The sequence below is a fragment of the Ectobacillus sp. JY-23 genome, assembly GCF_023022965.1.
Taxonomy (GTDB): domain Bacteria; phylum Bacillota; class Bacilli; order Bacillales; family Bacillaceae_G; genus Ectobacillus.
This window is the reverse complement of the sequence record NZ_CP095462.1, coordinates 315,127-336,716: the sequence shown is the minus strand read 5'-3', so window position 1 is coordinate 336,716 and position 21,590 is coordinate 315,127. Positions and strand designations below refer to the sequence as shown.

At 41.4% G+C, this 21,590-nt stretch carries 25 protein-coding genes; all 25 read right to left on the bottom strand.

Features of this window, described 5'->3' with window-relative positions; genetic code table 11:
• Positions 1 to 19 precede the first annotated feature (19 nt).
• Positions 20 to 229 (bottom strand): hypothetical protein, encoded by a 210-nt coding sequence (locus MUG87_RS01810; protein ID WP_247084993.1) that lies wholly within the window; start codon positions 227 to 229, stop codon positions 20 to 22.
• A complete protein-coding gene (locus MUG87_RS01805; protein ID WP_247084991.1) occupies positions 229 to 636 on the bottom strand; it encodes a hypothetical protein in 408 nt (135 codons plus the stop codon). The genes MUG87_RS01810 and MUG87_RS01805 overlap by 1 nt, the downstream gene beginning before the upstream one ends.
• Before the next feature lie 10 nt (positions 637 to 646).
• Positions 647 to 5,032: a phage tail protein gene (locus tag MUG87_RS01800; RefSeq protein ID WP_247084989.1), complete on the bottom strand. Its 4,386-nt coding sequence runs from the start codon at positions 5,030 to 5,032 to the stop codon at positions 647 to 649.
• Positions 5,033 to 5,044: 12 nt separating this feature from the next.
• Positions 5,045 to 5,776 (bottom strand): distal tail protein Dit, encoded by a 732-nt coding sequence (locus MUG87_RS01795; protein ID WP_247084988.1) that lies wholly within the window; start codon positions 5,774 to 5,776, stop codon positions 5,045 to 5,047.
• Positions 5,776 to 7,746, bottom strand: a complete 1,971-nt coding sequence (locus tag MUG87_RS01790; RefSeq protein ID WP_247084987.1) for a phage tail protein — start codon at positions 7,744 to 7,746, stop codon at positions 5,776 to 5,778. Before MUG87_RS01790 ends, MUG87_RS01795 begins: the two co-directional genes overlap by 1 nt.
• A gap of 4 nt (positions 7,747 to 7,750) precedes the next feature.
• Positions 7,751 to 8,371, bottom strand: a complete 621-nt coding sequence (locus MUG87_RS01785; RefSeq protein ID WP_247084986.1) for a Gp15 family bacteriophage protein — start codon at positions 8,369 to 8,371, stop codon at positions 7,751 to 7,753.
• On the bottom strand, positions 8,368 to 8,757 hold the full coding sequence (locus tag MUG87_RS01780; RefSeq protein WP_247084985.1) for a hypothetical protein: 390 nt from the start codon (positions 8,755 to 8,757) through the stop codon (positions 8,368 to 8,370). The genes MUG87_RS01785 and MUG87_RS01780 overlap by 4 nt, the downstream gene beginning before the upstream one ends.
• Before the next feature lie 56 nt (positions 8,758 to 8,813).
• Positions 8,814 to 9,578, bottom strand: coding sequence for a phage tail tube protein (locus MUG87_RS01775; protein ID WP_164464206.1), 765 nt, complete (start codon positions 9,576 to 9,578; stop codon positions 8,814 to 8,816).
• On the bottom strand, positions 9,578 to 9,976 hold the full coding sequence (locus tag MUG87_RS01770) for a minor capsid protein (RefSeq protein WP_247084983.1): 399 nt from the start codon (positions 9,974 to 9,976) through the stop codon (positions 9,578 to 9,580). Before MUG87_RS01770 ends, MUG87_RS01775 begins: the two co-directional genes overlap by 1 nt.
• 11 nt (positions 9,977 to 9,987) lie before the next feature.
• Positions 9,988 to 10,347 (bottom strand): minor capsid protein, encoded by a 360-nt coding sequence (locus MUG87_RS01765; RefSeq protein ID WP_247084981.1) that lies wholly within the window; start codon positions 10,345 to 10,347, stop codon positions 9,988 to 9,990.
• Positions 10,344 to 10,685: a putative minor capsid protein gene (locus MUG87_RS01760; protein WP_247084979.1), complete on the bottom strand. Its 342-nt coding sequence runs from the start codon at positions 10,683 to 10,685 to the stop codon at positions 10,344 to 10,346. Before MUG87_RS01760 ends, MUG87_RS01765 begins: the two co-directional genes overlap by 4 nt.
• Positions 10,682 to 11,068 (bottom strand): head-tail connector protein, encoded by a 387-nt coding sequence (locus MUG87_RS01755; RefSeq protein WP_124563754.1) that lies wholly within the window; start codon positions 11,066 to 11,068, stop codon positions 10,682 to 10,684. Before MUG87_RS01755 ends, MUG87_RS01760 begins: the two co-directional genes overlap by 4 nt.
• Positions 11,069 to 11,074: 6 nt before the next feature.
• A complete protein-coding gene (locus MUG87_RS01750; protein WP_247084977.1) occupies positions 11,075 to 11,218 on the bottom strand; it encodes a hypothetical protein in 144 nt (47 codons plus the stop codon).
• Positions 11,219 to 11,232: 14 nt separating this feature from the next.
• Positions 11,233 to 12,120 (bottom strand): hypothetical protein, encoded by an 888-nt coding sequence (locus tag MUG87_RS01745; RefSeq protein WP_247084975.1) that lies wholly within the window; start codon positions 12,118 to 12,120, stop codon positions 11,233 to 11,235.
• Between the two features lie 16 nt (positions 12,121 to 12,136).
• A complete protein-coding gene (locus MUG87_RS01740; protein ID WP_247084973.1) occupies positions 12,137 to 12,709 on the bottom strand; it encodes a hypothetical protein in 573 nt (190 codons plus the stop codon).
• A gap of 81 nt (positions 12,710 to 12,790) precedes the next feature.
• Positions 12,791 to 13,915 carry a phage minor capsid protein gene (locus MUG87_RS01735; protein WP_247084971.1) on the bottom strand — a complete coding sequence of 375 codons (1,125 nt, stop codon included), beginning with the start codon at positions 13,913 to 13,915 and terminating at the stop codon, positions 12,791 to 12,793.
• On the bottom strand, positions 13,915 to 15,408 hold the full coding sequence (locus MUG87_RS01730) for a phage portal protein (protein WP_247084969.1): 1,494 nt from the start codon (positions 15,406 to 15,408) through the stop codon (positions 13,915 to 13,917). The genes MUG87_RS01735 and MUG87_RS01730 overlap by 1 nt, the downstream gene beginning before the upstream one ends.
• A 12-nt stretch (positions 15,409 to 15,420) precedes the next feature.
• Entirely contained in the window at positions 15,421 to 16,704 is a 1,284-nt protein-coding gene (locus MUG87_RS01725; RefSeq protein ID WP_247084967.1) for a PBSX family phage terminase large subunit, read from the bottom strand.
• Entirely contained in the window at positions 16,697 to 17,194 is a 498-nt protein-coding gene (locus MUG87_RS01720; RefSeq protein WP_245999825.1) for a hypothetical protein, read from the bottom strand. Before MUG87_RS01720 ends, MUG87_RS01725 begins: the two co-directional genes overlap by 8 nt.
• Positions 17,195 to 17,315: 121 nt before the next feature.
• Positions 17,316 to 17,750 carry a DUF3908 family protein gene (locus tag MUG87_RS01715; RefSeq protein ID WP_247084965.1) on the bottom strand — a complete coding sequence of 145 codons (435 nt, stop codon included), beginning with the start codon at positions 17,748 to 17,750 and terminating at the stop codon, positions 17,316 to 17,318.
• Between the two features lie 283 nt (positions 17,751 to 18,033).
• Positions 18,034 to 18,300: an ArsR/SmtB family transcription factor gene (locus MUG87_RS01710; protein ID WP_247084963.1), complete on the bottom strand. Its 267-nt coding sequence runs from the start codon at positions 18,298 to 18,300 to the stop codon at positions 18,034 to 18,036.
• An 81-nt stretch (positions 18,301 to 18,381) separates the two neighbouring features.
• Complete coding sequence (locus MUG87_RS01705; RefSeq protein WP_247084961.1) at positions 18,382 to 18,975, bottom strand: hypothetical protein; 594 nt, start codon at positions 18,973 to 18,975, stop codon at positions 18,382 to 18,384.
• A 408-nt stretch (positions 18,976 to 19,383) separates the two neighbouring features.
• Positions 19,384 to 20,187, bottom strand: a complete 804-nt coding sequence (locus MUG87_RS01700) for a coiled-coil domain-containing protein (protein WP_247084959.1) — start codon at positions 20,185 to 20,187, stop codon at positions 19,384 to 19,386.
• Between the two features lie 48 nt (positions 20,188 to 20,235).
• Positions 20,236 to 20,817: a 2-methylcitrate dehydratase gene (locus tag MUG87_RS01695; RefSeq protein ID WP_247084957.1), complete on the bottom strand. Its 582-nt coding sequence runs from the start codon at positions 20,815 to 20,817 to the stop codon at positions 20,236 to 20,238.
• 12 nt (positions 20,818 to 20,829) lie between these two features.
• Positions 20,830 to 21,267 carry a RusA family crossover junction endodeoxyribonuclease gene (locus MUG87_RS01690; RefSeq protein WP_124563743.1) on the bottom strand — a complete coding sequence of 146 codons (438 nt, stop codon included), beginning with the start codon at positions 21,265 to 21,267 and terminating at the stop codon, positions 20,830 to 20,832.
• Between the last annotated feature and the right edge of the window lie 323 nt (positions 21,268 to 21,590).

The window sequence follows — 21,590 nt, the reverse complement described above, 5'->3', positions numbered from 1 at the left end:
CCTTCTACAAAAAAAAGAGCTATATAAGCTCTGCAGATTGCAATGCCATTTGTTCTGCCTGCCATGCTGCGTACTCAGCTTCAAACGTATTACAACGTTTTTGTTCAATAATCTTCCTAAACGTCAACTTGACGCTGGTTAAAGGGAAGCCGTAGCCCACCATTTTGCACCAGTATTTTTGGTCACGCACATTCCAATATGGATCATAAAACATACTTACATCTAACATTAAACAGTTCCTCCTTCTAATTGTATAATGCGCTGCTCCAACTCTGTAAGTTTTGCTAGTATAAATTCGTCTACAACTTGCATGCCTGCGGTACGTTCGTCCGTTACAGTTAAGTTTTGTAACGTAAAGTCGTCCACGGCTTGTAGCCCGTTAATGGTTTCACTTAAAATGCTTTCTGTTGGCACCACTTTAAATAGTTCGTGCTCTAGCGCGAGGCTCCTTAATGTTTCTACGCTATCCTCTTCTATGCCAGCGATAGAGGGCAAAAGTAAAACCTCCTGTCCCTCGCCAATACCGCAAATACTGCCGTCATGCCAAGTAAACTCGTTTAAATCCGTAATTTGTACATTCAATGCATTTTTAATGTCTAATAAAATGGCACCGTCTTGTATTAAACAAATGCGCATGTTATCCCCCTTATCTATATGTGACTTGTAAACTAGCGCTAGTAGATAAACTCATATAATCAGTGCTACCACCGCTAGGGATATAAACGCCAAACCCTTGCTGCGTACCGTTTGCAATTTGTGTTTGTGTAGCGCTTGTAACGTCAATCACCAACGTTTGCCCCCAACCTAAAACACCACTTGCAACTTCGCCTGTTACCGCAAAGTCACCGTTAGGGTTTGCTGTTTGTGCGTGGCACACAATGTGTGCAGTACGTCCACCACTTGCACCACCACGGCTATCGCGTGTAATGGTAAGTTTAGCACTAACAATGGTTTTACCGGCCAATGTACCGCGAATATTGCCAAATACCCATAGACCTTTACGGTTTCCATAGCCGTAATCGCCTTGTTTGACCTCATTTGCGGTAAAGAATCCCTGGGAACTGTAGTTCCCGCCAAAGGTACTATTCCATACCGTTGTCTGCTCAGGCGGCACTGCAGGTGTAGCCTCCCCTAAGTTCACTGTCCAAACGTCCTGCTTCCAAGTGTTATCAGTGTAGGAATGATAACCTAGCATACCGCTATTTGTACGACTTAAGGTACCGCCCCAACGTGTGCCAAATCCGGATATATGCCCACCTGTGTCTGCTAAAAAAGCTACAGGTGCATTACCGTAGTTGTTATACACATCAACACGACCATAGGTAACGTATATTCCACGATCAGCAACGCCATATACATGCGTTTCACCAACTACGCCACTTGCGCGGTCGTAATAAATACCGTGTTGCGCCTTGTTAAATCCGTATAATTTACATGCGTACAACTCTACATTTGTACATAAAAACACGTCAACAAGCGCTTTACCTACCGTAGTGTTATCGCCCTCAAATATAATATCCTGAAACAGTACACGAGTAGTGCTGCCACTTATACGTGTGTATCCTACAATTGTACTTTTTTGTGCATTATATCCCGCAATCAGTAACTGCCCATTTTGAAAACCGTTTATGTGCATACCACCGTATAGTTTAATGTTACTAATCCAAATCGTAATATTACGCCCGTTTAGGTTTTTAGGTAAGCCGTTGATCACGTTAAATAAGTTCTTTTTAGCAAGCGCCATTGTACTACCATCATTAGCGTCATTACCATTTGTGCCGTCAACATATATCGCAGTGTGACCGCCTTGGTACACGTTAACGACGTTACCTCTAAAGTCATTGCTGGTGATGGTAGGTCCAGATATCCCTTTTTCGTTTACTTGTCCTACAAGCTCCTGTTGCCCGTCACCATCTGTATCTGCGTACACTTCCAACTCACCGTTACCATATGCTTGCCCGAGTTTTAGTTTCCCGCCTTCTGCTTGGTCGAATGATATCTTACCGCTATCCGCTACCGTTACAGAAGGAGAATACATGTAAAGGTCGCTGTTTACCGTGTTGGCATAGTTAAGAACACGTACTAAAATATAGCGCGTGTTAGGTGGTAGCTTCACATGTCTATCTACGTTTTTACCGTTAGGATAGTTGTCTACGTTCGCATCAGGTCCTAATGCATACCCTTCCATATAACGCCATACACCGTTAGTTTGGTCGGTATTCCCCGTGTTACTAAACCAAAAGTACGGGAAACTCGCGCTACCACTTAATGTACGGGTACTTACGTTAAAGTAGTCACATGTAAGCTGTACAAGGTCTTTATCATATGCCACAATACCAAAATAACTACGGCCGCCCTGTCCTGTAGGTTTGTAGAGTGCCACTTTAAACTTATACGCTTTGTTAGGATCTACTAAAAACAAATTTGAGTTAAAAGCTCCGTTGCCTGTGCTGCTCAACTTTGCTACTTTTACAGCAGATGAAACGCCACCGCCTGCCGTAGTTAATGGGTTATCCGCTAACGTAATGGTACCTGCACTCGCAACCCAATCAGTAACCGTTTCGGTCATAGTAGGGTTATTAATTAAATTAAACGCTGTAACCTTTAGTTTGTTAGCGTCAATAGAGCCTGTAGCTACTTTATTACCATCAATAACTGTAGCGCTATTTTCACTTGTAACTACGGCGTTAATTTTACCGCTTGTGTCCGTTAATTCCCCTACAATCTCTTCATTATTAGGTGTCCACGCTGTAGCCTTTGTACCTTGTTCTAACTTTATTTTTGCGACGTAAAATACCCCGAAGGCGTTAGTACCTGTAAAATCGCTACTTGTACGTGCACCAATTAACAAACGTACTGTCGGGCATGTCTCTGTGGCGGTAAAAGTAAGTTCATAACGGTATACAGGTAAAATATGAGGGCTGGTAATACCGCCGTACACCCTTTGTATGTTTACGCTTGTTGTCGGTATGCGTTGGTTAGTGCCTCCATCGTTAATAAGGTACGTATAATTTAGATCGTCAGTAGCATTAGGATGTCTCGCTACCAAAAAGGATAACGTGTACTTTTCGCCACCAATCACAGTAAATTTAAGCCCTGTCGCACTACTTTTAGTACCAAGCCCAAACGTACTATCTTTGGCTAATCCTGCGTTAGAAGCTACTTTTAAAAACGGTAATACCTCACCGCTATTTAATGTAATATTTAACACCGTAGGCGCTTGTGTGTTAGCATTCCACACCTGCCAATCGTTTACGTTAAAACGGCTAAAGTCCCACCCCTTTAACATATTTGCACTACCAATTACCATTTCTACAGGGTTGTAACCATTCTCAAACGTAGTCCCCGCACCAATGCGCACACGGTCTGCGCTTAACAAACCCGTATTAATGTTATCTGCGTTAATGTTAACAATATCAATTTCTACAGCATCAATAGTACCTGCGGTTAGTTTATCGGCACTAACGTTACCTATTTGTGCATTACCGATGGTAGCGTCTGCAATGTACGTACCGTTAATTTTAGTTGTACTAGCGGTAACTTGCGCCGTATAAGCGCTGTACTGCCCTGCTGTGTTAAAACTACGTAATCTAAAGTACCATGTTTCGTTAGGGTTTGCTTTGTGCGTAATACCGCCCGCCTTACCCTTCCAAATTAAGTTGCTAGCTTGCGGTGTAAAGTTGTTAACTTGGGAGCCGTAAACTTCATAACCTGCAAGTCCTAAACGGCTATCAAAATCCCATTTAAGCGCAATAAGCTCAAACAAGCCGTTAGCCGTAAAGTTAGTTGGTGTAGTAGCCGTTACAGGCGCTACGTCACCGTCATCAATTGGGTTAACAACACCGTCCCAAACACCACCCCTATCGTTAATCGTCTGTTCAATCCCTTCAATACGACTAGTAATATCCGTCAACATAGGGATAAAGTTACCTAAAACAAACTCTGTAGCTGCTGGGTCTGTTAGGCTACGGCGTACCTCTATCACGCGTGCTTGTACTCGTAATTCAGGCGTAAAATCCTTATCAATAACAAAAACGTTATCGCCTAACCGCGACTTTTCGTGACTTAACCCTGCCACACGCTCAAGATCAACTGCCTGCACTTCGTACGTTAACCTTGGCTTGTTTACAGTTTGTAAAAAATCCCACGTAGCCTGTAGTAATACGTTAGGATCTTCAATATCGTTAAACTCTACAACACCGTAACGGTGGCGCGTGCCATTCGCCCTGCCGTAAAGAGCAAGAGCATTGGTATCTCCTACCCATTCTTGTCCTGCGGGTTTGTTAGCAGGATTACCAACGGTAGTCCAAACAACGTCTCTAAACGTGGCTTTACGCGTATAGCCGCCTGTAGCCTCAATTGTGCTAGATTTACCCCGCCCATATAAAGCGGTTTTAACATCTGCAAAATCTTCTGTACGTTTAACACTTGTCAGGTCTTTCGTATATTCAAAACGTTTCCCTGTATCAACTCCGCGTCTAGTCAGTAAATCTACGTATCGCCCTGTAATGGATCCAGCCGTGTATGTCAATCTGAAGCGCAGCTCTCCACCATACACACGGACAATCTCACGCAGGTTATTTAAAGCGTTGTTGTAGTAAAAATTCACATTGTTTGTACCTAAACTGTCCACTGTACCAATTTGCCATCGACTCTTCGAAAGTGCATCCGTTACAGCCTGTAATGCTGTACCATTCACTGTTCGTTTATCCTCAACGATATCGTCAAGCAATTCATAGCTTACATGCTCACATGAAGCTGTTTTGGTAAAAGTGTCTCCATCATGAAACTCTTCCGTATTGTAAATCGTAAAAGCTTGCAAGTTACCATCCAAATCAAGAAATCCTGCAATGTTACCTCGTTTTACATAGATGGCATCAGCATGAGTAGCAGGCACAGAAAATGTGAACGTGAAGTCACGATTCAGCTGCTCCACATGTTTATCATCATAAAAAGGCATCATGTTCCCATCATTACTGCTAACAGCAACAAGCTTTTCAGTTAAACCGTCAAATAAAAATAGCTGGTTCACGCTTTTGCCCTCCTACAGCCATTTATCCTTGTATGTCAACGTCATTGTACCTAAAAATGTAGTACAGTTGATTGTGTTTGTTCCAGGATACAATGACCAAAAATCACTACTTAAATCTAATGCAGGCATAATGTTTGTACCGTTTAATGTAATAAATCCCTTTCTACAATCAATTATTAATGTATCTGAGCTTACAAATGCCTTAACTAGCTTAATAACTTCATTTTTTTCTACATGCTTAATACTCAAATTGGTAGTGGCGCCGGTAAAAGTAATTGTAATAACCGGCGAGACATCAGAAGTTCCCGTAACGTTTATAATTTTATTTCCATTACTCGTTAACGTGATGTTAGTAGCTGCACTACTTTCTGCACAAGGATCTGCACAAACAAACCGGATTGTACCATCACCAAAGCGAAATATCTCTTCCCAGTCTGTACCGTCTGTAATAGCGATATAGACTTTGTCTGGCTCATCATCAAATATCAGTGGAGCTTCTAATCTATTGTTGTGTAGCCACTTAGCGATGTTTCGAGCATTTGTACGAAGAGCTGCTTGTGATATAGCTTTTATTTTTATTTTGACTGCAATTTCACGTTTACTTAATGCAGACTTTGCAAAGTATGCACCGTTTCTTCCAGGCGGTTCTACAAAGGTATTTTTAATTGCAGGTAAAGGAGGGCGTGAGACGCTTATCACCTTAATTCCATACGTACTCGCATGTATGCCATTGAATGTAAACATTAACCGCGCCCTCCTGTTCTCTGTGATCTTTGCTGCAGCACATGTAACTTTTGTGCAATACGGTCTATATCCGCTTCTTCTCGTACAACAAGTTGACCAATTTCAAATATATTACGAGTTAAATTTTTTTGTATGGTGCTTGTTTGTGGTCCGGCTGGACTGATAGCTGGTAATGCGAGCATATCCCCTAATAGTCCTTGTACTAAAGGAAGACCTTTTGTAATGCTATCGGAAATTGGGCCGCCGAAATCCAGTTTATCTAAGTCAGAAAGTGGACCGACCTTGGCAGGAGAAAACGGTAAGAAGTTACGAATCTTCCCCGCTACTTTGGAAATCGTGGAGGTGACTTTTCCAATCATGCCTTCAATGCCTTGAATCATCATGTCAATGAAGCCGCGGCCTGCATTATAGAAGCTGTTACCAATACTTGAAAATACACCGCCAAGCGCGTTCCCTAAGCCACGAACTATCCCAAGGAATGCATTCACTCCCATAGTGGCTACATTTTTCATCAAGTCCCAAGCATTCTGCAAAATGCTTTTTACGTTTTCCCAAGCTCCACGCCAATTCCCCGTTAATAAATTAGCGAATAAACCAATGATGCCTAATATGATGCCAATGGCAGCTTGAATGATACCTTTGATATTTCCCCAGACTGCTTGTACCACGCTTTTTAATACTTCAAAAATAAATTTAGCGGTTGCGACCATTCGTTGGATATGAGTAATGACGTAAGATACCACGAATGCCCAAATCGTTTGTGCAATTTGCTTAATTTGCTTGCCGTTTTGATCCCAAAACTCTTTTAGTTTCCCGAATAATTGCTTCCCAAAACTTACAATGGCATTCCAAACAGGCAGAAGTACGTTATTTAAGATGAAATTCCATGTGGCCATCGCCGCAGCTTTAATAACCTCCCAAGCGGTAATAACTGCATTACGGAACCCTTCACTGGTGTTCCATAGATACATGATCGCTGCAACTGCTACGACGATGGTTGCTGCTAAAATCCATATTGTAGCACTTATAGAAGCTAACCCTGTCGTAAGTGCTCCAATTATTGTCCACAGAAAGCCCCATGCAGCTTGAAACCCTGCAACTAATCCAATTCCAATGGCTAGCGGTGATAACAACAGTGTAAGTACAGGAACAAGCATCATAATTGCTTGGATGATTTTTGCCAGTACTGGATGTGCTTCATTGAATTTAATGACTAAATTTGCCACGACAGTAATGAATTCATATACTTTCATCATCACCATCCCAAACACATCAACCATAGGCTGGAATGCTTCGCGTACTGTAGCTTTCATCTCTTCAAATGCTTCTTTATAACCTTTAACAGAGTCCATTGCTGCTTTGTGCAACCCGCCATATACTAAAACACTTGTTGCTAAAGCTGCTAATGCAACCATTTGAAAACGCACAAGACCTTGATTAATCATTCCTTGCATATCACGAAGTTGCTTCATATTAGCGGTAGGACCTAACAATCGTAAGGCTAATACAGAAGCATTACCGTTTAATGCAATTTTATTTAAGGTGTTTGCGACTGCTAAACCCGCTTGATTCACCTTGTAAATCGGGTTGCCCATCCGATCATAATTTTCGGAAATCTTTTGAGCTTGCGTGCTCATGTTCATCATTTGTCCAGCTGTCTGAATCATAGAGGCTTTCGCTAAATTATTATTGGCAATCATCGCATCAGACGCTTTTTTATACTCGGCCCCAAGCTGTTTTACCTGGTCCATAAACTGTGCATTGGTTCCTTGGAATGTGTCCATGGATTGCGCTAATTCCAGCATCTTCACTTCCGTTTGTAAAAGTTGTGTTTTAAATGGCAATAGTGCTTTTTCTGCTTCTTGGAACTTCTGTTTCACTTCATTCAATTTCGTTTGAATTTGTTGTAAGCCTTGTTCAGCACCAGTCCCATCTATTTTGGAATCAATAATGACTCTGCCATCTGACATCGTTTCACCCCCTTGTTTTCAAGAATGCTGCCACGTTATCAAATTTTTTGTCCAATTGTTCTAAGGCTTGCTGTTCATTTATCTCTTGTTCCAGACGATACATACGCTTCATGCGCATGACATGATCGCGGTATTCCTGGTTATGCTTATCTGGTGCTGGCACCTTCATTTGACGATAACTAATTACCTCTTTAAATTTGGACTTTTCATCTAAATGCGTAAGGAGTTGCAGGAATTTTCGCCAATGCAATTTCCCATGTTGCTCAAACAAATCCATTTGATATGCACGTAAAAAGGACGCATAAATAATGCCTGCGTCTTGTTCAAAATCATATACTTTTTGGCTGTCCGCTTCTTCTTGCTGAGTCAAATCCATATCCAGAAATTCTTTAAAAATATATAAAAAAAGAGTGTACAAATCCTTTGTAGAAAGATGTTGTATACTCGAATATTCTATAAGTAACATTTCTAATGCAATCTCAATCTTTTCCCCATCAGAGAACACAGGATCTTTGAATAGTTCAAATACACGTAATACATTATCGAATGATAAATCTACATGCAGTACTTGCCCTTTGTATAAAAAAGAATCATCAAAATCAGATGTAAGAAGAAAAGAGCTCATGCCCTTCCCTTCTTCACATACTTGCTCTTTTTCTCAATGCGGGATTGCTCTGTTTTTTCTTTCATGATATCAGCGATATAGGCTAACAAATCAAACATATTGAGCATAGACCGTCCTGCTTTTTCATACAGTTCTTCAAATGCGTCTTCACCTAATAATTGATTGGCAAAACGTTTTACCAAATCTTTTTGATTGTCTATCACATGTTTTTGTTCTTCATCTGTCAGATGTTCCAAATCTAAAGTTTCTAACTTTTGTGCTTCTGCATAAAACTCTTTAAACCCCTTTTGATACTGTTCGACTTTGTCATCAGAAAAATCAATTCGATACGTTTTACCTGCAATCTCTACCTCTTCATAAGCCTTAGCAAATTCAAATTTACGCATGTTCTCCACCCTTTCTCAATTAAAAAGGAAGTATCCTTTCAGACACTTCCTGCTTCTTATACAGTTCTAAAGTTGGTAATGCTGTTGGCCGCGAGTGCATTACCCGCAACATCCTTAACATTCCTCGTCGCAACAGCAATGTAATCTGTGGCTGCGGTTAAGTTGGCTGTCGGGTCAAAGGTAACTACTGTGTTGCCTGCACTAAGCGCAAGCGTCCCCGCTACAGGCGTGCCATCCGCTTTGGTAACGAAGAAGTTTGCATCTGTTACTAAGCTGCTTTGAATGGCTTCAGAGAATGTCCAAACAATGTTAGAACCTACAGCAAATCCGGTTGCACCATCAATCGGGTTGGTTGTGACTGTAGGAGGTGTACCATCCGCTGCAGCCGGTGTAAATGTCGGTTCACCATTAAAGTGGATCTCAAAGGAGATTTCACCTTTTGCGTTTGCATCCCCGCTTGGTCCTTCAATGTTCGCAATTGTGCAGGCTCCTTCGAATTTACTTCCATCCGGTAATGTCCAGCGAAAATCTGTTTCACGCTCCGAACCTAACTTCGTTAATTTGCTAAAGATATAGTCCTGCGCTGGATTCCCGAATTTACGGTGACCAGTGAACGTTAGAATTAATTGAGCTCCCGTCACTGTAGAAGATGCAAACCCTTTGCCGTCTAAATACGTATCCTGCGCAACTTCTTCATTTGTGTTGGGCTCGAAATTATTTAGTCCTTCCGCAAGACGTGCAAACGTACCAGGCGCTACACCTGGTGTTGTATTCAATTCAAACAAATGAGTAGACTGCAATAACAACCCTTGTGGTGGCATTAAACACCTCTCCTTTCAATTTCCGCTTGGAATAAAGCAGTGTAGACATATTCATCATGTTCCGTTTTCTGCACGAAATTTGGCATGGTATACACGTTACACGATACAAATGAAAAGCTGCCATTCCCACTTACGATAGCCCCATTTCCCAGATTATCTAAGAAAAAGGTGATATCTTGCAGTGTGAAGACAGCCTGCTGTTGATTGTGATCTTTGATAAGGATTTGAAAAGCAAACTGATACGTATTTCCCTTATCCAAATACTTTGTTGAAGGATAAGAAGGTGTTTGCCGGATACAGATAGCAGGAGACTGTGTACTCAATACTCCAACTTGTATAGGAGCGGGTAATGCTATATTTGTTGTGATTTTGTCAATTAACCGCTGAAGTAGATCCACCCAAACACCTCCTATCCCATATTCTGATTCACAGTATGTTGTGCAATCTTTTCCCAATCTGATCCGTGACGCGCTTTGGCTTCTTCAAACCATAACCCTTGTGCATTTGGGTTTTTATCCTGTGAAAAGTTATATTGTGGGTTGTAATAGAGACGTCTGGCATATGGTGTATTCCATTCGATATGCCCTTCTCCCGGCCGACTAAAACGCAAGGAGCTCTGTTCAAGCGCGCCTGTATCTTTTGGGATAAAGTTGTTGCTGTCCTTTAATATTTGCTCATCTAATGCCAATTGAGCTTTATTCAAGGCCTGTTGCGCTTTATCCATCGTTTTTTGGGCATCATACGTAATCTTTACATCGAATTTAATCATACCAATGTAACCTCCCAGTGGTGGGGAGTGGTGCCAAATCCATAGAATTCATCCACATTGGCTACATAGTAAGTTGTACCGTTCAGTACAATCTTGGATTTTTCTTGCCAATTCACTTTTGGATAAGAATGCACGGCATCAAAGAACAAAATAGAAGAATTATTCTCCTGTTCCCGCTCGCTTGTCCCAATCTTACGCCGATAAGAAGGAATGGACTGCACTAAAACGTTATAAAGCATAACAGGAGCCTTATAGGCTTCTCCCCAGGTGCTGTTCCCGTTATATTGATGGTATTCCACAGTGTGAATCAATAATTGTAAGGGAATGGGCCGTGTCATAGCGTATCCACTCCTGTATACAACAATCCCGTTGGTTTCAAGTATTCAATAACCGCTGGATTGGTTCTGCCTGCATTGCCACTTGCTCCTGATCCGCTATACCGAAACTTTCCGATACTCACACTGTTTAATGCATCTCCATTGAATGCTTGTTGACCGTTTAACACGAAATGCTCTGTTTGAACAGCTGTTGCCTTTTTCACTTGTTCCTGTACAAAAGCAGGAAAATCACTCAGTTTATTCGGGCTCATTGCAATTTTATAACCGGTTATTTGGTCTATGACGTCACTAGCTCGCTTTATCAAAACAGCAAGGAGGGTGCTGTCCCCTCCCGCAATACCGCCATATTCATTTTGATAGTAATTGGTATCAATGTATGCCAATTACGCTCACTCCTTAGATTTTGAAGTCTTTGCTGGCGCTTTCTCTTCTACTTCGTAGCCCTCTACAACTTCATAGCCGTTTAGCTCCAATTCTTTTGCAAGAGTATCATCTGCCTCGATATACGCGTTATCTTTCTTCAACAACTTCATATGTCATCCTCCCTTTACGGCTTCGCTACTGTGCCATGAGACACGTATAAACCATCCGCTTTATTTTTCATCACAAACAGGTCGTGGTACATGCGGTTTTGATACAAGTAACCATCCCCTTGTGTATGCTGACCTGGTTGGAACAGATAAATGCTGCTTAGCTTCGCTTTCGCTACGATAGATGGCTTAGCTACCACCAAGAAATTAATAGCAAATGACCCTGTCGCAGAGACAAAGCCTGATGTAAAGTTGAAAGACGTATGGAATCGCCCTGCATCCCAAACCTCTTTAAGCTTCACCCCATCAATGGATGTTACACGTGTGCTAATCGCACCACTATTAGACATAACATCAATTTTGCGTTGGAAGTCTGTAGATTGCTCCAATGCATCCATAGCCGCAGAAGACATATATACGATAATATTAGATGGACCATATTTACGAATTGGTAAGATAGCTGCTTTTAGCTTCCCGTAAATATTTGTTTTATCTACTGCTTCAGCAGCAAAGCGAGTGTCCGCTTTCGCACGAGTTGCCATTTTAGAGAAGCGGTATGCATCCACTTCAGGAATCGCGTTTTCTGTCATGAACACCTTTGTGATGTTTGCGGCAGAAGCGGCTTGATTGGATTCATCTACATCTGCTTGATCCACGAAGAATTCAATGTCACGATCAAAGCCGAGTGTATACGGCTCATTCGTAGTTGTTACATCTCCACGGTTGTAGCCACCGTTACGAGAGTGCGTTTTATAACCAGAAACAGCAACAGTTGGAACTTGGAACGTTTTCGCGTTCAACCAGTTCACGTTGGGTGTTTCAAGCTCCGCTGTTAAAGACTCTTGTTTCAGGACTTGATCAAGCTCCTGACCATACTTTTGTGCATAGTTAATTGCGTTTGGCATAGGTTAGTGCCTCCTTTTATTTTCCTAGTAATGCGCGGACAAACGCATCAGATGTATCTGTTTTCCTCTGGTGCTGTCCACTTGTGAAATGAGGGTTCTGTTCTTCTTGTTGCTGAGTTGTTTTGAAATGTGGGAATTCCTCGACAACCAACGTGATAGCCTGCGCAATGTCTACCTCATCCGTTATCTTGGTTTTCGCCAATGTGATGACTGCATTTAGATTCTTTTCATCCGTAATACCGGCTTTAATAGCTGCATTTTCTGCTTTTAAAGAGAAAATGATATCTTGGCTTTCTTTGACTTGATTTTCGTAGGATGTCAGCTTTTCATTTGCCTTTTCTTGTTCCGTTTTTTGTGACTCTTGCCATTCCCGAAACTTTGTAAGACCGTCTTTTGCGCTTTCAAAGTCTTGAATGCCTAGCTGTTTCAAAAGCTTCTCTTGTGCTTTCTTTGCTTCTTTGGCAGCAATCCCATTTACATCTTCTTGTGTAAAGGTTTTTACCGATTGCGTAGCAGTAGTTTGTTCTCCTCCAACTTGTTGACCTTCAGCTTGTTGGTCAGCTGTTTGTTGTTGCGTTTGTTCCTCCATCGTTTCTACCTCCCAAAAGGGTTTTTGTCCTTTCGTTTTGTTTAACGTCCACTACGAATAACGGACAAAAGAAAAAGAACGCTATACAATGCGTTCTCGATCATATCTACGTGTTCTCTTCGTCTGTTCAATAAATTCCCTCATTGCAGCTTGACGCTGAGCCACTTTCATTTTTGCTTCTTTTACACCTTCTAGATCACCAAGTGCTTGCATGACATTTGCTTCTTTTTTCGCTTTCCGGATTTGTCTCTCTAGGTGCCGTTGTTGTTGACTTTCTTGATACGCTTGCTTATTTTCAGCAGCATCATAGGGTTGATATCGCTTTGTAGATTTCCCTTGAATGTACGGATACACCACATGATGACAGTTAATACCTAAGAGCCCCGCAGCTTCTCCATACGATGTACTAGAGAATGCTGGGTATCGTTTACTCTGACCACTTTTAGAAAAAATACGACCTTGAAACGGTGCGCATCGTGGCCGGGCGCCCATGTGTGAACTAACTTCTACTAAATCCACACCATATTCATCCATACGAGTAAGCTGCATATCGTTTGCAACTTGCTGGCTAAGCGTACGCGTAACCATGTTGACATAAGCTTCCGTGCTCCAGCGCCTACCTGCTTTATCAATCAATGCCGGAATGCCACGCTGAGACCATTCAGAAACCGTCTGTTTTAACGCCTGCTGTGGTGTAATAACGCCACTTAATACCTTACCTACTGTTTTATTCAGAACGTCTATATAGACCTGCTGAGACTGCTGTAGCATAGTTGTATTGATAAGATTAAAAGTGTCTTTCGCTCGCTGTTCATAGGCATTCAGTACACTAATGAGCGCCATGCTGGTGTGTGGCGGTGGAGCTGTCAGTAATGAACTTCCTCCTTGTAACGCCTCTTGGAAAATCGATTCGTGCTGTTCCACCGCGGTAAAGCCTGCTGTTTCCAGCATCTTCTTTAATTCCTCAGCTGTTTTTCCCGAATGTTTGGCAATGATCCTCATTTGTTGTTGCGTTAACGTGTTTAGTTTTTGAAGCTGCACGATACGCCAATGTTGGTATTCTGCGCCATTCTCAGCAAGCAGTAATAAATCTCTATCTTGTTTTAGGATTCGGGCTATGTTGACCAGCAATTCTTCTTCAATCGCATTATAAATATCGACCATAAACATAGAGAGCTGTTGCAATTGGTTAGGAGTAAGAGCCATTATTCGTCCTCTTCTTTCGGCTTGGATGTACCGAATAAATCTACTGCTTCTGGAAGCATGGTTTTGTTCTCTTCTTGAATCTCTTGTAGCATTTTCTGTGCTTGCTCTTCTGTAAGACCATGGATTTTCATGATCGCTAATTTTTTACTCGATAACCCATTGATAACAAGACCAGTCCAATAAGTCGCATTCGTTGTTTTATCTTCTGTGATGGAGTCGTCAAAGGTAACAGTGACTTCATATTCTTTGCTAGGTCTTGGAAAGATGTTATATAAAGCCGCTACTTCAATAACGACATTGATTAACTCTTGAATTCCCGCTTCAATTGTGGTTTCATGGCTAGTTTTGGTACGGAATGTCTTCGAGTTTTCACTGATGACTTCTGTAGCCGTTTTTAATCCTGCGCTATCGAAGGTGAATGTTCCAGCACTAAAGCCGACTTGCATAGCTAAATGCGTCAATAAGGCATTAATAGCAGCAATATGCTCTTCCACCCGCAGCTCCACTTTAATATCCTGGATTTGCTTCATTTCTTCACTGAAGTTAAAAGCTTCGTATACTTCATCATTTGCATCAAAGTACCGCTGCATAGTCCCAGTCTGCGGATCCACTACCGTTTTAATGGCATTAGTCGGAACTAAAATCCGTTTCTTACCCAAACGGAACTCACGCTCAAAGCTATCGAACGCTGTATCAAGTGCTTTTAGCGTATCCAGTGCATTCGCATACAACGAAACACCTAACGGACTGTTTAAGTCGACGTTATTTGCCGTATTTGGCTTGATATAGACGAATAAAGAACGTTTTAGACCGTTTATAGCTACCTCTTCTTGTAACTCTGGAAAATGGCTATGAAGCGATATTTTCACACCTAAACTTTCTTTATTTTGACTCTCATACAATTCATTGCGAATGACGTAGGTTTGCCCTTCCCACACATGCCACTCCAAGTGGGTATATTTCTTATCACTTTTAAAAAACTCATTTACAAAAATACCTTCTGTAACTTCTTTATTGCTCCAAGAGAGGGGGATAAAACAATCAGCTGTGACGTATGACAATTTAATGTCTTTGCCATGAACGAATCCTTTGATAGCTATACCGCCTAAAGCAAACTTATACTCTAGGTACCTTTGAAACTCTCTTTGGAAATTGTTTACCTTAAACACCGTTTCGATATTAGCAGCCAACGTTTCATCAGAAATATTAATGCTACATTTTTCATTGAAAACTAAAGAAGCCATCTCCTGTGAGATGACTTTTGGCATATTTAAGCTGTTCATACGGCGTTCTTTTTTACCATTTACAGTTTGGTATTGGATATCATGAAACTCGCTGTAATAGCCTTGATAAAGTTGTTTCCAGACTTCGATTTGGCGATACTGTTCATCACTTACAGCAATGTCTCGGACCTGCGATACACTCTTAATACCTTTAATCAAATTCATTTTATATAACACCTGCCTTATCTTGGCGATTAGGCTTTTAAGCACCCGCTCACCTCCTTAAATGACATATCGTTTATAGAAATAGTTCACGCCATAGCGAAATTCATCCATTGCATGGTTCCATTCGTCTATTGGCTTCCCACTATCATCGCGGCAGTACATCCCGACCTCTTTCAAGAAATGATAATGGCCATACTGTTCTGTCTCCACTAAGTAAAACTGACCATTAGACAGTGCATTTTGCCCGCGCTCAATACCGACTTCAATGCCTTTTGCATTGCCCTTCACATCATGTGCATTGTTATCTGCTTTACGCGTATCAATCAACAGCAAGTGTAATTCCTCACGTAAGGATTTACACGCGGGATCTACGAATACTTCGGTATATCGCATCTGGAAAGTGGCTACGCACCATTGAACGAACTCTTTGATTTCCTTAGCATAAATGCTCATTGCCTTAGTTTGACCTGTTTCTTTTCCAGAATGATAGTAATGAGCGACACGATTCAGCTTATATTTTAGTTGATCATCTACCTTTTGCCGGGTGACAATATAACACGCGCAGCTGGTCGCGTCGCTTTGCCCGCCATCCGCTGTAAAGTACATTTCCAAGGGTTCTCCCTGCAAAGTAGACACAATGTGCTTGTCCATATCAAACATGGCGTATATAACGCCTTCCGGCATCACTCGTTTGCCATACCAGTCACGCTGCAGTAAATACGGGTTCTTAGCAAGTGTGTCGTAGATCTCTTGCTTTCGTTCAGGTGTGATAATCGGATTATCTTGAATGGTCCAGTGCTTCCATCGCGTCTTTTGCACATTAAACACATTCTCAATAACAGGATGATTTGGAGCCGGCGGATTGAGATCTGCAAGATGATACCGCATCCGCGCCGCAAAGGTGCGACGGAAACACTCCTGAATCATATCCATATGCAATAGATTAATTTCACAAAAGACCACAGAGCCAAGCGACATACCTGTTATTGCTTTTACACTGTCAACCTTACCTCCACCCTTGTAATACACCTTTTTAATACCCTTCGACGTGTGTACTTCTAAATGGTCACCAAGCCTGTCACTTTTCGGTTTAGCTAAGTCACCAAATATGTGCAGCAAGCCTGTTCCATCACCATCAATGAATAAACGATAAGCTTGTTCTTGGTTATAGGCTACAATCAAATGGTTTTCATCTGGTGTGACAGATAAGTAATAAGCATATCGGAAATGTCCAGCTGTTGTTTTTCCCGACCGGGGTGTCCCTTCATTGGCTTCAAGTGTCACATCAAACGGAGCGCGGATAATCTCAAGTTGCTTAGGTGAAAATGTAATGTTAGTCATCGCCTTTCACCGCATTAATTAAAGCATCTAGTAAAGACGTATCTTTTGTTGCACCTTTCAACAACTTAATGCGCTCTTGCACCAATTGTGTATCAGCTTCTAGTTTACGAAGTTCCGAAACTCGTTTTGCACGATCACCGCCCCAATCTGACATACGATTCTTTAGCCAGAAGATAAGAGCGGTTGTATCTGGTGTTACCTCTTTGCATACTCGTTTGACCTCAACACCCATCTCATACGTAACTTCCTCGTATTGATACCCAAGTGCACGTTTGAGCAAAGCATTCTCGACTTCACGGTCTACCACTTCTTTTCCCTTTTTTAAGGCTTGTAAAATCGGCATATGGCTGTTTTTCCAGTTGTATAAGGTTTTAACTGCAATTCCCATATTCTTTGCTATCTGCTCATCCGTAAGTCCGTCACGTGCCCATCCTTCTATGAGTAGCAGACCTTCCTTCGTGAGCCATTCTTGATATTTCCCTTTTGCCATAACACCACCTCACGCTAATTGCTTCATATCATCATCTCGCGCTCCCACCCCTGCGCATCATATGAGATGTGTTTTCCCTTTTAGCCATAAGAAAAAGCACTCCCGAAGGAATGCTCTAATATTACTTAAATAAGTGGAATACCTGTTTAATTTTTGAGTTATACTTAAATACCCAATGCACGTTACAGTCTTGATTGCTATCTAATATAATTTCTGACCCGTTAGATAATTCAATTATTAAAACCGCTGGATCCTGTTCGTATCTATTCGCTTTATAATTCACTTTCCTTATTTCTTGATACTTAATTATCGTTACATCGTATTCTTTATTATCAGCTGTCACGATACAAAGTTTGTCATCTAAGAATACTAATATCTCTGACTTTTTTTGATATTCTTCTCGCGGAAAAATATGCCTTGGATAAACAACTTTTATTTCTTCCTCAGAATATAAATCCTCAATTAACGTAGCTGCAATATAATGACCATTCCCATTCCCTTCAATGGCTATATTCTGAGCAAAACTCAAAATATCTTTCAATTCCAAATATTGCATGGTTTCCCTCCTTATTTTTGTTCTTTTTTACATTTCGACAAAAAGAAGCAACATCCTTCAATCAAAATATAAAAAAGTAGCTACTCAAAATGAGTAGCCAAAAAGGGATACATAGATGAAAAGAATTGCCGAATCATGAAAGCAATTGTTTTCCGTCACCTGCCTGTACCAATTATAGCAAATAGTGTTTATTGACATCAAAAAGTGTAATATGTGTCTATTTTGTCAAAAAGGTAAAGCAATATAAAAATCCGACTCGGTGAGCCGGACCTTCAAATATGCCTTATTTTAATACTCCAATCAATTGTTCGATTCGTGAATCAATGATTTCGTAATAAATCTCTAAGCCCTTACGATTACCGCGTAAAATTCTTGCATGTCTAAGCTTACCTAAGTGCTGACTGATTGTGCTTTGCGGCATATCAAACTCTCCTTGCAGCTGCGTTACATTTGACGGGCCTGATTTAAGTAAGAAGTTTATAAGACCCAGGCGTACTGGATGCGCCAATACCTTTAATAACTCTGCGTTTTGTTCGTACTTTTCTTGCATGTCAATCTCTCCCTTTTTCTTTTTATTTTAATATCCATATAAATCCAATAAATTAAGAAACTGTTAAAATTTTATTATTTGTTATGCTTTTTCCAGTTCCTCTCTGTAAATATCAGTCGCTAAGCTCGTGATAATCTCGCGGCGTATCTCGTTTAACGTTTGGCGGGACACTCCCACATGCTTAGCAATCATGTTCATCTTCACACCATCAAGCATGCATTCCAGCACAGTGAGCTTACGTTCCTCTGTAATTTTCTCTGCTGCTTTATTGATTCGCCCCACCTTTTCTTGAAGCCTCTCTAGGCGCTCCATTTGCCGTTTGTAGCGTTTTTCGTTAACGGATGACCTTTGCCCTTTCCCGTTCGGCATAACAGCCTCTATGCCCCATTTAGCGGTCAATTTATTATGTATCTCAGGGTTGTTGAGGTCCGCTTCTAATTTATCAATCTCTTTTGTCATCCAGCGGTAGTCACGGACGTCTTCTTCAGTACGTTGAATGATGTCCATAATTTGTTCTGGATCGTGCATAGAGAGCTGGCCGTCTTTCTCTTTAAACAGTTTCTCTTCCCACTGCGGACAAGATTGCACTTGCTGAATCTTTTCCTGGTGAACAGAGCAGAAGCTGCTGTCACCCCATTGACTGCCGGGACATTCAATGCAAATATCAGTCTTCAATATTTGAATATCCTTCACAGCTTCTTCACCCCTTTTCATTAGTAAATTTAAAAGCACGGCCTTTTATCATTTATGTTCTAAAGAGCCAAACAAAGCTATATCTATTATCGAGGTGATTAATATGGAAAAGAATTGTTTATTGAAGACGAATGAAAAATATAGCTTTTTTGATCTCTGTCATACAAATGATATGGTTATTTCGGTTACATATCGAGTTGGTAACGACTATAAAAAGTTACAAGGTATTGTATCTGGATACTTTCCCGAAGTTGAACTGGTAGCTATAAAATCTGGCCAGAGTGGGACTGATTATTGCTTTCCAGTAAGAAGTATTGAAGAAATAGTGTTAGAAGGTCCCGGTCATTTAGTCCACAGGTAATGTGGGCTTTTTATCTGTAATTCCACATTTTAAAACATAATATCTAGCAAATCTTGCTGAGCCGCGATGACCGCTAATGCTTTCCGGAACCGAATACTTTCGTTAACTTCCGCTTGCTGCAGATCGAATTGCTGACTTGTCGCGTCTTGCAGCTCTGCTGTTAGGCGATTTATTTCTCCTTGCAGCCTAGCAAGCTCTTTTTCTTTTATACTTAAAGTCTCTGCCAAATCACGCATTTCAATTTCCAGTCGTGTGTTGTCTCTTTGAATCGTGTCGTAATTCGCTCTCCATTGGTCATACTCTTTCCGCAGATTATCAAGAGTTTGTTGCAACTCGCTATTTACTGCTTCGTTTCTAGGTGCTTTCCAACTAACTACATGTTGTTTAATTACATGTTTTGCATCATTTGAATTGATACTAATCTGCATTGTTGCATCTTCAACACTGTTATCAGGCTCCAGTTTCGCCTCTGTCGCATTTTTTTCCTTTTCCGGTATATCTGTTACCTTGCGCGCCCATTTCGCCGTAGTGGGCAATTTACGCTTTTTCAGATGCCCGTGTAAACTTGGTGTCTTGACCTCGAGTATTTTCGCAATGCTCCCTAATTGTTTGCCGGTCTTTAATTCTTCCACCGCTTTTGCACAAATATCATCCCATTCTGCCTCGGTTTTAAAGCTCCCACCTTGTCTAACCATAGCTAACTCCTCCTCTGTCATTTGATACGTTGTAACTTTGCTGTAATCAAACGTATCTCGATTGTCTTTGCCTACCCCAAATCGTGGCAGTCCTCTCCGACGATCTGAGCCACTATAACCACTTGTTCCTGTGCTCATCTCTCTGCTCCCCCTTTAAAGAACAGGCGGCCTTAGCCGCCATACTATTTACTTGTCAGCGTCTTCGTCTTGCTGTTCCTTCCACTCGTTCCATTTCACAGCAAGCGGTGCAACACGCTGGCGGTATTCGCCTACGAAAGTCACAATTTCACTAGAGGATATGCCTAATTCATTTGCAAGCTTGTTGTACGACTCCCCTTCAAGTTTTCGCTTCACGATGTTCGCAAAGTCGTTAGGCAGGTCATCGTAGCTTGGGGCCATACCACTGATAATAAAAGCATCAATGATTTCACGATCCGCTTCTTGTTTTTCTTCTTTTGTTGGTACCTTTGCTTCTGCAACGTCCAATTCCGCTTCTAATTGTTCATGCGAAGGCTTTAACTCCTGCACAACACCTTTATCATCTACTGTGTACTCACGCATTGGCTTGTTTGTTCGGGCGTTAATTGTGATGCTGTAGTTCACTTCAAGTGATTCCAAAGAAACTTCTACCTTGCAGTCAATCATTTCAGACAATGCATCTAACTTGCCATTCAGTGTACCGTTTGTTACTTCCAAAACGATTTCTTGCTTGCCATCCGGCTTTAGGTTCACTTTCTTTAAAACAGGTTTAAATTCAATGTAGCTCATTTCCCCATCCCCCTATAAAATTGTTAGTTGTTTTTCTTCATCAAGCAGCTGGACAGCCACCTCAATACGAGGCTTCTCGCTATACCATTTACTGACACGTAGTTCCACTACTTGACTATCATCTTTCCAAAGAACCTTATTACAGGCGTCTTTAATCCCTTTTACATAGTTATCTACATCTGGCTTAGAAGTCGGCCGTAAGATACCCTGCTCAGCCTGCAGCTTCTTTTTGTTTGAGAAACTTTTTAGCGATGATTTAAACACCTTAACTTCTAATAACAAAGGACCTTCAAGTAACTGCGTTGGCGCATAGTCCTGCGCCACTAATTTCACAATTTGCTTAAAATCCTTGGACTTCTTTGGATCGTACATGCGCACCATGCCATTGATGGTGCTTGCTCTCGGTCTACCCTGTGCAACAGGTTCCCCATACACCGTAAATGCGATCATTGAAATTTCACCTCTTCCCCTTTACGAAGCACTTTCTCCGTGTCTGTATCCTCGATTTGCTTGCATTGTTTACAACATCGGAGTAAATGCCCTTTTAAACTCCCTTTACCTAAGCCGGGTTTAAATGAACCACAACCACAATTCCCGCACCTACCTGTTAGTATCACGGCTGAATCCAACCTAAGCGAATCAACATGTTGCGCCAATCATGTTTTAAACCTGCTTTCTGGCGAAGCTTAATCGCACGTCTCAAGCGTTTTCTCTGCTTTTGTTTATTCATCTCCGTTCCCCCTTATATCCCTAACCCCATCGAGCGGGGCTTA